This window comes from Lysobacter olei (assembly GCF_054777355.1).
Map to the genome: position 1 here is coordinate 139609 of NZ_BAAHAT010000007.1, position 13355 is coordinate 152963.

At 68.5% G+C, this 13355-nt stretch carries 8 protein-coding genes; 3 read left to right on the top strand and 5 right to left on the bottom strand.

What is annotated here, in order from left to right:
• Positions 1–71 precede the first annotated feature (71 nt).
• Both ACYVBS_RS11850 and ACYVBS_RS11855 read left to right on the top strand, forming a co-directional pair.
• Positions 72–1223 carry an efflux RND transporter periplasmic adaptor subunit gene (locus ACYVBS_RS11850; RefSeq protein WP_460823847.1) on the top strand — a complete coding sequence of 384 codons (1152 nt, stop codon included), beginning with the start codon at positions 72–74 and terminating at the stop codon, positions 1221–1223.
• A 10-nt stretch (positions 1224–1233) separates the two neighbouring features.
• Complete coding sequence (locus ACYVBS_RS11855) at positions 1234–4398, top strand: efflux RND transporter permease subunit (protein WP_460823848.1); 3165 nt, start codon at positions 1234–1236, stop codon at positions 4396–4398.
• Between the two features lie 170 nt (positions 4399–4568).
• Here ACYVBS_RS11855 and ACYVBS_RS11860 read toward each other — a convergent pair whose 3' ends face one another.
• Positions 4569–5207: a hypothetical protein gene (locus tag ACYVBS_RS11860; RefSeq protein WP_460823849.1), complete on the bottom strand. Its 639-nt coding sequence runs from the start codon at positions 5205–5207 to the stop codon at positions 4569–4571.
• A 168-nt stretch (positions 5208–5375) separates the two neighbouring features.
• On the opposite strand from ACYVBS_RS11860, the gene ACYVBS_RS11865 reads away from it, so the two are divergent.
• Positions 5376–8327: a diguanylate cyclase gene (locus ACYVBS_RS11865; RefSeq protein ID WP_460823850.1), complete on the top strand. Its 2952-nt coding sequence runs from the start codon at positions 5376–5378 to the stop codon at positions 8325–8327.
• Positions 8328–8340: 13 nt separating this feature from the next.
• Here the strand turns inward: ACYVBS_RS11865 and leuB are convergent, their stop codons facing one another.
• The 4 genes from leuB to ACYVBS_RS11885 form a co-directional block, all read right to left on the bottom strand.
• Complete coding sequence (gene leuB, locus ACYVBS_RS11870) at positions 8341–9477, bottom strand: 3-isopropylmalate dehydrogenase (RefSeq protein WP_460823851.1); 1137 nt, start codon at positions 9475–9477, stop codon at positions 8341–8343.
• The gene (gene leuD / locus ACYVBS_RS11875; RefSeq protein ID WP_460823853.1) at positions 9467–10126 is read right to left on the bottom strand and encodes a 3-isopropylmalate dehydratase small subunit; all 660 of its coding nucleotides are present in this window, start codon (positions 10124–10126) and stop codon (positions 9467–9469) included. Before leuD ends, leuB begins: the two co-directional genes overlap by 11 nt.
• A gap of 7 nt (positions 10127–10133) precedes the next feature.
• Entirely contained in the window at positions 10134–11567 is a 1434-nt protein-coding gene (gene leuC, locus ACYVBS_RS11880) for a 3-isopropylmalate dehydratase large subunit (RefSeq protein ID WP_460823855.1), read from the bottom strand.
• Between the two features lie 126 nt (positions 11568–11693).
• Positions 11694–13265, bottom strand: coding sequence for a 2-isopropylmalate synthase (locus ACYVBS_RS11885; protein WP_460823856.1), 1572 nt, complete (start codon positions 13263–13265; stop codon positions 11694–11696).
• Between the last annotated feature and the right edge of the window lie 90 nt (positions 13266–13355).

Genomic DNA, 13355 nt, shown 5'->3' on the forward strand with positions numbered 1-13355 from the left:
CTGAATACTAGACTAGCAAGTTCGATATTTATACAGTACCGCCAAGTTCATTAATTCCACCTGAGGCCCCCATGCGCAGCCGCCACTCCCACGGCGCCGTCCTTCGAATCGCTGCGCCGGCCCTCGCTGCCGCGCTTCTGCTGGCCGCTTGCGGCCAAGCGCCCGCGCCGGAAGAGGCACCCCGCCCCGTGCTGGTGGCGCACCCGATGGAAAGCGCGCACGCCGTTTCGGCTTTTGCCGGCGATGTGCGGGCCCGCGAGGAAAGTCCGCTGTCGTTTCGCGTGGGCGGCAACCTGATTGAACGCCACGTGGACGTGGGTGATCACGTGCGCCGCGGCGAACTGCTGGCGGTGCTGGACGCCGGTGACCTGCAGGCGCAGGCACGTGCGGCGCAGGCGCAACTGGTGGCGGCGCAGGCCGAACTGGGCCGCGCGCGCGCAGACCAGTCGCGCCTGGCGAAACTCGCGGGGCAGCAACTGATCAGCCGCTCCGCGCTGGATGCGGCCAACGCCGCGGCGACCGCGGCGCAGGGCCAGGTGAATGCCGCGCGCGCGAACCTGGACGTGGCGCGCAACCAGGCCGGGTACACCCAACTGCGTGCGCCGCGCGACGGCATGATCGCCGCGCGCAATGCCGAAGCGGGACAGGTGCTGGGCGCCGGGCAAGCGGTGTTCGCGCTGGCCGCCGATGGCGTGCGCGAAGTGGCCTTCGCCGTGCCCGAGAGCGTGGTGAGGGACGTGAAGCCCGGCCTGCCGGTGCTGGTGGAAGTGTGGTCCAAGCCGGGTGAGCGTTGGCCGGGTAAGGTGCGCGAGATCGCGCCAGCGGCCGATCCCGCGTCGCGGACGTATGCGGCGCGGGTGACGGTGGACACGCCTGCCGGTGCGTTGGAGTTGGGGCAGAGCGCGCGCGTGTACCTGCCGAAAAACGGTAACGGTGCGTTGAGCGTGCCGCTATCCGCGCTCCAACGCAGTGGGGGCGCCGCCGCGGTGTTCGTGGTCGATGCCACGACTTCGGTGCTGAAATTGCAGCCGGTGCAGGTCGGGCCGTACGGCGACGAGCGCGTGCCGGTGCGCAGCGGCCTGTCGGCCGGCGACTGGGTGGTGACTGCGGGTGGCCACCTGCTGCGCGCCGGACAGAAGGTGGTACCGGTGGACCGTGACAACCGACCGGTGCTGACGCCGGTGGCCGCCGATGGCGCGGCGCCCGCCGCGACCGCGCGCTGAGGCCACGACCATGCGCTTCAATCTGTCCGAATGGGCGCTGCGCCACCGCAGCCTGGTCGTGTACCTGATGCTGGTGATGGCGATCGCCGGCACGATGTCGTATCTCAAGCTGGGCCGCAGCGAGGACCCGGCCTTCACCTTCAAGGTGATGGTGGTGCGCACGCTGTGGCCGGGCGCGACCGCCGACGAGGTGGCGCAACAGGTCACCGAGCGCATCGAGAAGAAGCTGATGGAGACCGGCCAGTACGAGTTCATCCGCTCGTACTCGCGGCCCGGCGAGTCGCAGGTGATCTTCATGGCGCGCGATTCGCTGCGCAGCAAGGACATCCCGCCGCTGTGGTACCAGGTGCGAAAAAAGGTGGGAGACCTGAAGCCGATGCTGCCCGCCGACGCGGTGGGGCCGTTCTTCAACGACGAGTTTGGCGACACGTTCGGCAACATTTACGCGCTCACTGGCAAGGGCTTCGACTACGCGGTGATGAAGGACTACGCCGACCGCGTGCAGCTGGCGCTGCAGCGCGTGCCGGACGTGGGCAAGATCGAGCTGTTCGGCGTGCAGGACGAAAAGGTGTGGATCGAGCTGTCCAACACCAAGCTCGCCACGCTGGGCGTGCCGGTGAGCGCGGTGAAGGAGGCGCTGGACCAGCAGAACGCGATGCTTCCGGCCGGGTTCTTCGAGACCGGCAGCACGCGCGTGGCGCTGCGCGTGGGCGGCAAGTTCCAGTCGGTGGACGAGATCCGCGCGTTCCCGGTGCGGGTGGGTGACCGCACTTTCCGCTTGGGCGACGTGGCCGAGGTGCGCCGCGGCTTCTCCGACCCGCCGGCGCCGCGCATGCGCTTCATGGGCGAGGACGCGATCGGCCTCGGCGTGTCGATGAAGGAAGGCGGCGACATCCTCAAGCTGGGCAAGACGCTGGAGACCGAGTTTGCGTCGCTGCAGAAGACGTTGCCGGCAGGCATGGAGCTGCGCAAGGTGGCGGACCAGCCGGCGGCAGTGAAGGAATCGGTGGGCGAGTTTGTGAAGGTGCTCAGCGAGGCGGTGGCCATCGTGCTGTTGGTCAGCTTTTTCTCGCTGGGCCTGCGCACCGGGTTGGTGGTGGCGTTGTCCATCCCGCTGGTGCTGGCCATGACCTTCGCGACGATGGCGTTCTTCGGCGTGGGCCTGCACAAGATCTCGCTGGGCGCGCTGGTGCTGGCACTGGGCCTGCTGGTGGACGACGCGATCATTGCCGTCGAGATGATGGCGATCAAGATGGAGCAGGGCTTCAGCCGGTTGAAGGCGGCGGCGTTCGCGTGGGAGAGCACGGCGTTTCCGATGCTGACCGGTACGCTGATCACCGCCGCGGGCTTCCTGCCGATCGCGACGGCCAAGTCGAGCACCGGCGAATACACGCGCTCGCTGTTCGAGGTGGTGACCATCGCGCTGCTGGTGTCGTGGGTGGCCGCGGTGATGTTCATTCCGTACCTGGGCGACAAGCTGCTGCCGGACTTCCAGAAGGCGGCGCAGCCGCCGGCGCCGGGTTCGCTGGCGGGCTGGTGGCACCGCAAGCGCTTGGCGTGGGCCGACCGGCATCCGGCCTTCCATGACCTGATTGCACCCAAGCCGGCCCACGACGGGCATGCGCACGACCCGTACGCCAGTCGCTTCTACCAGCGCTTCCGCGGCTGGGTGCTGTGGTGCGTGCGCTACCGCAAGACCGTGCTGGCCGTGACCGCGGGCGCATTCGTGGCGTCGGTGCTGCTGTTCCGGTTCGTGCCGCAGCAGTTCTTCCCGGATTCGGTGCGGCCGGAGTTGATGGTGGACATGGAGTTGGCCGAAGGCAGTTCGCTGAAGGCGACCACCGAGCAGGCCGCGCGATTGGAGGCGATCCTCAAGGCGCGCAAGGACCTGACCAATTACGTGGCCTATGTCGGCACCGGTTCGCCGCGCTTCTACCTGCCGCTGGACCAGCAGCTGCCGGCGGCCAACTTCGCACAGTTCGTGCTGATGCCCGAAAGCGTGGAGGCGCGCGAGGCGGTACGCACGTGGCTGATCAAGGACGTGATTCCGCAGTTCCCCGAGTTGCAGCTGCGCGTGACGCGGCTGGAGAACGGCCCGCCGGTGGGCTACCCGGTGCAGTTCCGCGTGTCCGGCGAGCACATCGAGCGCGTGCGTGCGATTGCCTACCAGGTACGCGAGAAGCTGCGCGAGAACCCGCACGTGGCCAACGTCAACCTGGACTGGGACGAGCCGAGCAAGGTCGTGCGCCTGCAGGTCGACCAGGAACGCGCGCGGGCGATGGGCATCAGTTCGGCGGCACTGTCGCAGTTCCTCTCCAGTTCGTTGTCGGGCTCGCACGTCAGCACGTATCGCGAGGGTGACGAGCTGGTCGAGATGCTGCTGCGCGGGCCGGAGGAAGAGCGCCTGAACCTGTCGATGCTGGGCAGCCTGGCGGTGCCGACGGCCAGCGGCCGCAGTGTGCCGCTGAGCCAGATCGCCACCCTGGAATACGGCTTCGAGGAAGGCATCATCTGGCACCGCGACCGGGAGCCGACGATGACCGTGCGTGCGGACATCTACGACGGCACGCAGCCGGCGACGGTGGCGGCGCAGATCTCGCCGACGCTGGACCCGATCCGCGCAACGCTGCCGTACGGCTATTCGATCAAGGTCGGTGGCACGGTGGAGGACTCGGCGCGCGGGCAGAACTCGATCAACGCGGGCATGCCGCTGTTCCTGTTCGCGGTGTTCACCCTGCTGATGCTGCAGTTGCGCAGCTTCTCGCGCAGCGTGATGGTGCTGCTGACCGCGCCGCTGGGGCTGATTGGCGTGACGCTGTTCCTGCTGGTGTTCCGCGTGCCGTTCGGCTTCGTGGCGATGCTGGGCACAATCGCGCTGGCGGGCATGATCATGCGCAACTCGGTGATCCTGGTGGACCAGATCGAGCATGACCGCGCCGATGGCGCCGAGCCGTGGCAGGCAATCGTCGAGGCGACGGTGCGCCGTTTCCGCCCGATCGTGCTGACTGCGCTGGCGGCGATCCTGGCAATGATCCCGTTGTCGCGCAGCGCGTTCTTCGGACCGATGGCGGTGGCGATCATGGGTGGCCTGCTGGTGGCCACGGCGCTGACCCTGCTGTTCCTGCCGGCGCTGTACGCGGCGTGGTTCCGGGTGAAGGTGCCGGCACCGGCCTGACGGACGCGGTGCCGTGGAGGGTGGCGCCAACGAGCGCTGCCCATCCCCACGTGTACTGACTGGCGATACAACGGGCCAGGAAAGCGGGCGCGCCCGGCCGGACTTCGCGTTGCGACGGTGTGGCGCCGGTCAAGCTGGAAGGCGCCATCGGGCGCCTTCCCCGATGGCCCTCAGTTTTCGCTGCCCCACGGCGCCGGCGGCGGCGTGATTGGTCGCGTGAGGTCGAACTCCACGCGGAACAGGCGCCCGGGACGTGCCAGCTCATAGACGAAGCTGCGGCCGGGGTGCACTTCCATCGCCCAGGTGTTGGTGTTGGAGACCGTGCGCCCTTCGCGGGTGAACATCGCCTGCGATTCGGCATCCACCGGGAATTCCTGGCGATCGGTGCTGCCGGCGCTGGCGGTGTCACCGCCGTACATCGTGGTGGCGTCGGGGGTGCCATCGGCGTGGCGATGGTCATGCTTCAGCCGCAGGCCGCCGGCGCTGCGGGTCAGCACCCAGGTGCGCGAACGGTCGTCGCCCACGTGGAACGGGATACGGATCTCGTCCGCACTGCATTGGCGCACGTGCATCACGAGGGGCTTGCCGACAAAGGGGTCATTGCCGGTGGGGGTGGGTGTGTCCGCGACAATGCGCCCGGCGAAGGCGCGGCCGCAGAGCGCTCGGAGGTCTTGAAAGAACGCGTTGGCGGGTGTTTCAGCGCTTGGCGGCACGCTGAGGCGTGAATCGCCTTGGGTCGGGGTGGCTGCACAGCCGGCGGTGATCGCCAAGGCCAGCGAGAGAAGGGCAGTGCGCGAATACGTGTTCATCCCGCCACCGTAGCCGGTCCGTGGGGCGATCCACAATCCAGGGTCACGGCCACGTTGAGCGAGCCGCGACCGTCCCGGGGACGGGCAGGCGGGCCATGACGCATCGGTGGTAAATTGGATCGGAAAGCAGGCGCAGGCCTGCACGGCGAGGCCTACAGGGGGGCTTGCTTGCCAATCGGTTCGATCGACCGCAGCGGATCCATCCGGGTGTTCCGCCAGGCGTGGGCGCGCCTGTCGGTCCTGCTGGTGGTCTTGCTGCTGGCGATGCCGGTCGCGTCGGCAGGCGCCGGACCGCGCCATTACACCGTGACCGGCTGGTCCATGGAGCAGGGGCTGCCGCATCCGCTGGTGCATTCCGTTGCCCAGGATCGCGACGGCTTCCTGTGGGTGGGCACGTGGGAGGGCGTGGTCCGCTTCAACGGCCGCGATTTCTCGCTGTTCGACCGCCAGAACACGCCCGGGGTGGAATTGGCGGGCGTGTTCAGCATCGTGCCCGAGGCCGACGGCGGTGTGCTGTTCGGTACCGCGCGCGATGGCCTGTTCCGTTACCACGAGGGCCGCTGGCAGCGGTTAGGTGGGCCATCCGCCACCAAGCTGAGAGTGATCGCGATGTTGCGCGATCGCCGCGATGGCGTGCTGTGGATCGCATCCGGTTCGCGCCTGTTGCGATTGGCCGCAGACGGTCGCCTGTCCGAGGTGGGCGCGGGTGCAGGCCTGCCGCGCGCCGAGATCACCGTCCTGGCGCAGGATCCGGCCGGCAACCTCCTGGTGGGCGGCGAGAAAGGTGTCTTCCAGTGGGGCCCCGGCGGTGCACGGCGTTGGGGTGCCGATTGGATTGGCAGCGCCCCGGTCCGCGGCCTGGTCTCGGATGGCGCCGGCGGCTGGCTTGTGGCCAGCGACGATGGCGTGCGCTGGCGTCACGCCAATGGCCGGGTTGAACACCTCTTTTCCGGGCAACGGGCCAGCGCGGCCATTCGCGATGCCCGCGGCGTGTTGTGGGTGAATCTCTCCAGCGGTGGTCTGCAACGGCGCGATCCGGACGGAAGCGTGCGATCGATGTCGGTGCCGGGCGTGCTGGGCACCGCCCTGATGGTGGATCGCGAGGGGCTGGTCTGGACGGGCAGCACCGATGGCCTGTATCGGGTGGCCGATGGCATGGCAAGTGGCCTGACCCGCAAGGATGGGCTGGGCAGCGATTACGTGCGCGCCATCCTGCAGGACAGCGCGGGCGCGTACTGGATAGGCCATACCAACGGATTGAGCCGTTGGGCGCAGGGGCGATTGGAGGCCATTGGGCTTGAGGTCGACGGCGTCGCGCAAGGCACCTCGGTCCTCGCGCTGGCATGGAAGGACGATGCGCTGTGGGTCGGCACGTACGATCGCGGTGTGTTCCAGCTGGACCCAGAAGGTCGTGTGCGGGAGCACATCCGCGTGGGCGAAGGCGTGCAACCACTGGTGCGTGCACTGTTGCCCGAATCGGATGGCAGCGTCTGGATTGGCGGCAGCCACGGGTTGGCGCTGTATCGGGATGGCCGCCTTCGGTCGTACATCGGTGGTGGGCAACGGCCCGCCGCAACGGTACAGGCGCTGTACCGTGATCCGGGCGGCGCGCTGTGGATCGGATCGGACAATGGCATGGCGCGGCTGGATGCACGAGGCACGCTGCGCAGTTGGCAGCCTGGCCCGGACTTCCCCGCGCAGAACGTCTTCGACTTTCTGCGCGATGAGAGTGGCGACCTGTGGGTCGCCACGGACCGGGGGCTGCTGCGCATGCGCGGTGGAACCTTCCGGATGTACGACCACCGCGTGGGGCTGCCACGAGACAAGCTTTTCAGGATCATCGACGACAAGGCTGGCAATTTCTGGTTGTCGAGCAACATGGGCGTGTTCCGGGTGGCCCGTCGCGAGTTGGACGAAGTCGACGCTGGAACGCGTCGCCTGCTGGCGGTGCACGTGATCGACCGCAGCGACGGCATGCCCGGCAGTCAGTGCAACGGCGCCAGCATGCCCGCGGGCTGGCGTGGAATGGATGGCACCTTGCTGTTTCCAACGTCTGCGGGGGTGGCGCTGATCGACCCGTCCAGCGCAGGCAGCGGGCGCGTCGGTGGACCGCCGGTGGCTTTCGAGAGCGTCACCGTTGACGGCGTGCAGCAGCGCCTCGCACCGGCACTGCGCCTGTCCCCCGGGGCCAACCGCTTGGCCATTGGCTATGCCGGCATGAGTTTCCGGGCGTTGGACAAGCTGCGATACCGTTACCGGCTGCATGGCTTCGACCCGGAGTGGGTGGATGCGGGTACGAGCACGGAAGCGGTCTATACCCGCCTGCCGCCCGGCAGCTACCGCCTGGAAGTGCAGGCGATGCCGTTGCCGCTGGACTGGAGCCGAAAGGGGGAAGTGGGGTCCACTTCATTGCAGCTGGAGGTGCTACCCGCACTCTGGCAGCGCCCGGCGGTGCGTGCGTTGGCCGTCTTTGCATCGCTATTGGTCGCCGTGCTGCTGGGCTGGATGCGCACCGCGAGCTATCGCCGCAGGCAGATCCGGCTGAGCCAGGAGATTGCGGAGCGTACCGAGGAGCTCAGGGAGAAGAATCGCCAATTGCAGACGGCAAGTTTCCAGCTGCAGTACCAGGCCAGTCACGACGATCTGACGAGGCTTCCCAACCGCCGCGCAGGTGACCGTCACTTCAACGAGGCCGTCGCCCGCGCCCATGCTGCGCAGCGCCCGCTGAGCGTGGTGCTGCTGGACATCGACCGCTTCAAGCAGGTCAACGATCAATACGGCCATGCCGCCGGCGACGCGGTGCTGCAGGCGTTCGGTGGCCTGTTGGCCCGGTTTGCCGCCGAGCACGGGTTGTTCGCGGCCCGCTTTGGTGGCGAAGAGTTCCTGGTCTGCCTGGAGTCGCTTGGCCTGCACGCGGCGGAGCAGCGCATGCAGGATCTCTTGGAGCGTGTCCGCAGCCATGAGATTCCGGTCGGGGGCGGCACCGTCCTGCGTTGCACGTTCAGTGCCGGCATCGCCGAGTTGACGCCGGGCCAGGCGGCCCACGCATTGCTCGCGCAGGCGGATGACCGCCTGCGGCGCGCCAAGCAAGCGGGGCGTGACCGTATCGAAGCCGACTGACCGTTGGCGTGGATCAGTCGCGCAGTTCGACCACGTGGCAGGGCTGCCCGATGCGCTCCAGCACCGCCGCGGCCACGGCCTGCGTGCCCACCGGCGGCCGGCCCGTGGCCAGGTCCGCGGTGGCGACGCCCGCGTCCAGTGCATCGCTCACGGCCTTTTCCACGCACCGCGCCTCGTGCTCCAGCCCCAACGAATGCCGCAGCAGCAGCGCCACGCTCAGGATGGTCGCGTAGGGATTGGCAATGCCACGTCCGGCGATGTCGGGCGCGGAGCCGTGGATAGGCTCGTACAGGCCCATCACGGTGCCCTGTGGGCGCGTGGCAGTGCCATGGGCGCGTTCCGCACGCGTTGAATCGCCCAGCGAAGCGGAGGGCAACAGGCCGAGCGAGCCCGCCAGCATGGAGGCCTCGTCGGTCAGGATGTCGCCGAACATGTTCTCGGTGACAATCACGTCGTATTCGCGCGGCTTCGCCAGCAGGTGCATGGCCATCGAGTCGACCAGCTGGTGTTCCAGCGTGATGTCGGGGAACTCGTCGCGGGCAATGCGGGTGGCGGTTTCGCGCCACAGCCGCGAGGTCTCCAGCACGTTGGCCTTGTCCACCGACGTGACGTGTCCACGGCGCTGGCGCGCCAATGCGCAGGCGCGGCGCACCACGCGTTCGATTTCGTCGACGCTGTAGGTGCACAGGTCGCTGGCGGTGCCGTCGCCGCGGCGCTTGTCGCCGAAGTAGATGCCGCCGGTCAATTCGCGGACTACCAGCAAGTCGACCCCGTTGAGCAGGTGCGGCTTGATCGGCGAGGCGCCCAGCGCCGCCGGGTGCGGCTTCACGGGCCGCAGGTTGGCATACAGGCCCAGCGCCTTGCGAATGGCCAGCAAGCCCTGTTCGGGGCGAACCTTGGCCTGTGGGTCGGACCACTTCGGCCCGCCGACCGCGCCGAGCAACACGGCGTCGGCCTGCTGGCAGGCCTTCAGTGTGGCGGCTGGCAGCGGGTCGCCCGTGGCGTCGATGGCCGCGCCACCGATCAGGTGCTCATGGAGGGTGAAATGGTGGCCATAGCGCTTGCCGACGGCGCGAAGCACCTGCAGGGCGGCGTGCGTGACTTCGGGACCGATGCCATCACCGGGCAGGACGACGATCTCAGCGTGCATGGTGCACCTCGGGCGTGACGTGGGAATGTGCAGGGGAGAAGCGGTCGCCGACGTCGGCGGTGGTCGCCGAGACGGCATCGCGCCGGGCTTCGAAGCGCGTGATCGCGGGGTCTTGCTTGAGCAGATAGCCCAGCTGGTCCACCCCTTCGATCAGGCAGGTCTGGGCGAAGGCATCCAGCGCAAAGCGGAAGGTGCGGAAATCGGGCAGCACCACCTCGCGCTTGGCGACGTCGAGGTGCAGTTCGATGCCGGGGTTGGCCAGCAGCTCGTCGACGATTGCCTCGTCCAGCACCACCGGCAGCAAGCCATTCTTCAGTGCGTTGCTGCGGAAGATGTCGGCGATCTCGGCGCTGATCACGGCGCGCAGGCCGAGGTCGGTCAGGGCCCAGGGTGCATGCTCGCGCGAGGAGCCGCAGCCGAAGTTGCGGCCGGCGACCAGGATCTGCGCGCCGGCGTTGGCGGGGTCATTGAACGGGAATTGCATGTTCGGCGACCCGTCGGACAGCGTGCGCCAGTCACTAAATGCGTGCTGGCCCAAGCCCTTGCGCTCGGTGGTGGTGAGGAAGCGTGCGGGGATGATCTGGTCGGTGTCGATGTTGCGCTCGCGCAGCACCACGGTGCGCGAATGCAGGCGGGTGAAGGCGGTCATGGGTGTGTCATGCGACATGGCGTTCGGCCTCGTGGCGGGCGAAGGTGCGCGGGTCGGTGATCTCGCCGGTGACGGCGCAGACAGCGGCCGTCAGGGGCGACGCCAGGACCGTGCGCGCGCCCTTGCCTTGGCGACCTTCGAAATTGCGGTTGCTGGTGGAGACGGCCAGTTGGCCGGCGCCGACCAGGTCACCGTTCATGGCAATGCACATCGAGCAGCCGGGTTCACGCCATTCGGCACCCGCGGCACGCACGATGGCGTCGATCCCTTCGGCTTCGGCCTGGCGCTTTACCTGTTCCGAGCCGGGAACGACGAGCATGCGCACGCGTGGGTGCACCTTGTGCCCGCGCAGGACCGAGGCGGCCACGCGAAGGTCGCTCAGGCGCGAGTTGGTGCAGCTGCCGATGAACACCACGTCCACGGGCTGCCCGGCGACGGGCGTGCCGCCGCCAAACCCCATGTAAGCCAGTGCCTTCGCCTCGTCGTCGCCGTTGGCGGCGGGCAGCGGTGCTACGACCGCAGTCACCTGGCCCGGGTGCGTGCCCCACGTGACGGTCGGCGGGATGTCACGGGCGCTGATGAACACCTCGCGGTCAAAGCGTGCCCCCGGGTCGGTATGCAGTTGCTTCCACTGCGTCACGGCGTCATCGAAGGCCTTCCCCTGCGGCGCACGTGGCGTGCGGCGCAGGTAGTCGAAGGTGACCTCGTCCGGCGCGATCAGCCCGGCGCGCGCACCGGCCTCGATCGACATGTTGCATACCGTCATGCGCTCGTCCATCGACAGTGCACGTATGGCTGAGCCGCGGTACTCGATCACGCAGCCGGTGCCGCCGTTGACGCCGATCACGCCGATCACGTGCAGGATCAGGTCCTTGGCGCTGACGCCCGGCGCCAGTTGGCCTTCAACGGTGATCGACAGCGTCCTGGGCTTGCGCTGCAGCAGGCACTGGGTGGCCAGCACGTGCCCAACCTCGCTGGTGCCAATGCCGAAGGCCAGCGCGCCGAATGCACCGTGCGTGGCGGTGTGGCTGTCGCCGCAGACGATGGTCATGCCGGGCTGGGTCAGGCCCAGTTCCGGGCCGATGACGTGGACGATGCCGCGGTGTTCGCTTTCCAGGTCGAACAACTCGATGCCATGACGCGCACAGTTGCGCGCCAGCGTGTCGACCTGGGCCTCGGCTTGCGCGCTGTAGTAGGGCAGCGTGCCGTCCGCGCGCCGCGGCAGGGTTGGCGTGGAGTGGTCCATCGTCGCCTTGGTGCGGTCGGGGCGGCGCACGGGCAGGCCGCGAGTCTCCAGCTCAGTGAAGGCCTGTGGCGAGGTGACCTCGTGGATCAGGTGCAGGTCGATGTAGAGCACCGCGGGCGCGGCGTCGCTCTCGGGCTCGACCAGGTGGGCGTCCCACAGCTTTTCAAACAGGGTCTTGGCTTGGCTTACGGTCATGGCGGCGAGATCAGTGGGCGAGTGTCAGGGCTGGAATGGCGATTGGCCGCAGCGGCCGATGCGTCTTGCGCGAAGTAGCAGCGGGCGACCGGCGGCAGGCGCGGGTAAATGACGGGGTCAACCCGGTCATGCGCTGGCCACCTCGGGCATCGAGCGCCGCGCGGCGCTGTCTCGGTGCTGGTTGCGATACACGCGGTTGGCCACGTCCAGCCACGCCAGCGCGCTGGCCTCCACGATGTCGGTGCTCGTGCCGGTGCCGGTGTACTCGGTGCCGCCATGGCGGACGGTGACGCGGGCCTGGCCCTGCGCGTCGTCGCCGGTGGTGACGCTGGACACCTGGTAGTGGTCGACCTGCAGCTGCAGATTGGTGGCGCGCGACAGGGCCGCGAACAAGGCATGCACGGGACCATCGCCGACCGCCGCCTCACTCAGTGCGCGGCCTTCCGGATCGACCACCTGCACGCTGGCGGTGGGCAGGGAATCACCGGCCGCGCCTGTGCTGACGTGCAGCCGCGCCAGGCGGTAGCCGCGCGCAGGCGTGCCATCGTTGCCCAGCGCCAGGGCCTCCAGATCCGCGTCAAACACTTCGCGCTTCTTCTCGGCCAGCGCCTTGAACGCACCAAACACGGCGTTCAGTCGCGCTTCGTCCAGTTCGAAACCCAGCGCCTGCAGGCGGTCCTTCAGCGCGGCACGGCCGCTGTGGCGGCCCAGCACCATCTGCGACTGCGACCAGCCCACGGTTTCCGGGTGCATGATCTCGTAGGTGCCGCGGTGCTTGAGCATGCCGTGCTGGTGGATGCCCGACTCGTGGGCGAAGGCGTTCTGGCCGACGATCGCCTTGTTGCGCTGCACGGCCATGCCGGTGATGTGGGACAGCAAGCGCGAGGTCGGGACCAGACGGCAGGTGTCGATGCCGGTGTGTGCGTTGTAGTAACCCCGGCGCACGTTCAGCGCCATGACCAGCTCTTCCAGCGCGCAGTTGCCGGCGCGCTCGCCGATACCGTTGATGGTGCACTCCACCTGGCGTGCGCCGCCCTCGATGGCGGCCAGGCTGTTGGCGACCGCCAGCCCCAGGTCGTTGTGGCAGTGCGCGCTGAAGGTCGCGCGGTCGGCGTCACGCACATTGGCGCGCAGGTGCTCGAACAGGGCGCGGATCTCCGCCGGGGTAGTGTAGCCGACGGTGTCGGGGATGTTGATGGTGCGCGCGCCTGCGGCGATTGCAGCGCTGCTGATTTCGACCAGGAAGTCGTGCTCGGTGCGCAGCGCATCCTCGGCCGAGAACTCGACGTCGTCGACGTAGCGGCGGGCGCGCTCCACGCCCAGGACCGCACGTTCCAGCACCTGCTCGCGGCTCAGTCCCAGCTTATGCTCTCGGTGCAACGGGCTGGTGGAGATGAAGACGTGGATGCGCGGCTTGTGCGCGTGCTCCAACGCACGGGCGCAGGCGTCGATGTCGCCATCGTGGCAGCGCGCCAGGGTGGCAATCGAGGCATTGCGCACCTCGCGGGCGATCGCCTGCACGCCTTCCAGGTCCGCGCTGGAGCTGGCGGGGAAGCCGGCCTCAATGACGTCCACGCCCAGCTCGTCCAGCGCGCGGGCAAAGCGCAGCTTCTGCGGCGCGGTCATGCTGCAGCCGGGCGACTGCTCGCCGTCGCGCAGGCTGGTGTCGAAGATGGTTACGCGGTCGTCGGTGTGCATACGGGGTGTCCGGGCGGCGGGGATCGGCGGTCATGGGGGACGGACAGGAGCAGCGGACGGAGTCGGAGTTGAAGCAGTTGCATGGCGGGG

Coding starts and splice junctions, on each gene's coding strand:
- ACYVBS_RS11850 (WP_460823847.1), top strand. CDS start 72: ATGCGCAGCCGCCACTCCCACGGCGCCGTCCTTCGAATCGCTGCGCCG.
- ACYVBS_RS11855 (WP_460823848.1), top strand. CDS start 1,234: ATGCGCTTCAATCTGTCCGAATGGGCGCTGCGCCACCGCAGCCTGGTC.
- ACYVBS_RS11860 (WP_460823849.1), bottom strand. CDS start 5,207: ATGAACACGTATTCGCGCACTGCCCTTCTCTCGCTGGCCTTGGCGATC.
- leuB (WP_460823851.1), bottom strand. CDS start 9,477: ATGCACGCTGAGATCGTCGTCCTGCCCGGTGATGGCATCGGTCCCGAA.
- leuD (WP_460823853.1), bottom strand. CDS start 10,126: ATGACCGCCTTCACCCGCCTGCATTCGCGCACCGTGGTGCTGCGCGAG.
- leuC (WP_460823855.1), bottom strand. CDS start 11,567: ATGACCGTAAGCCAAGCCAAGACCCTGTTTGAAAAGCTGTGGGACGCC.
- ACYVBS_RS11885 (WP_460823856.1), bottom strand. CDS start 13,265: ATGCACACCGACGACCGCGTAACCATCTTCGACACCAGCCTGCGCGAC.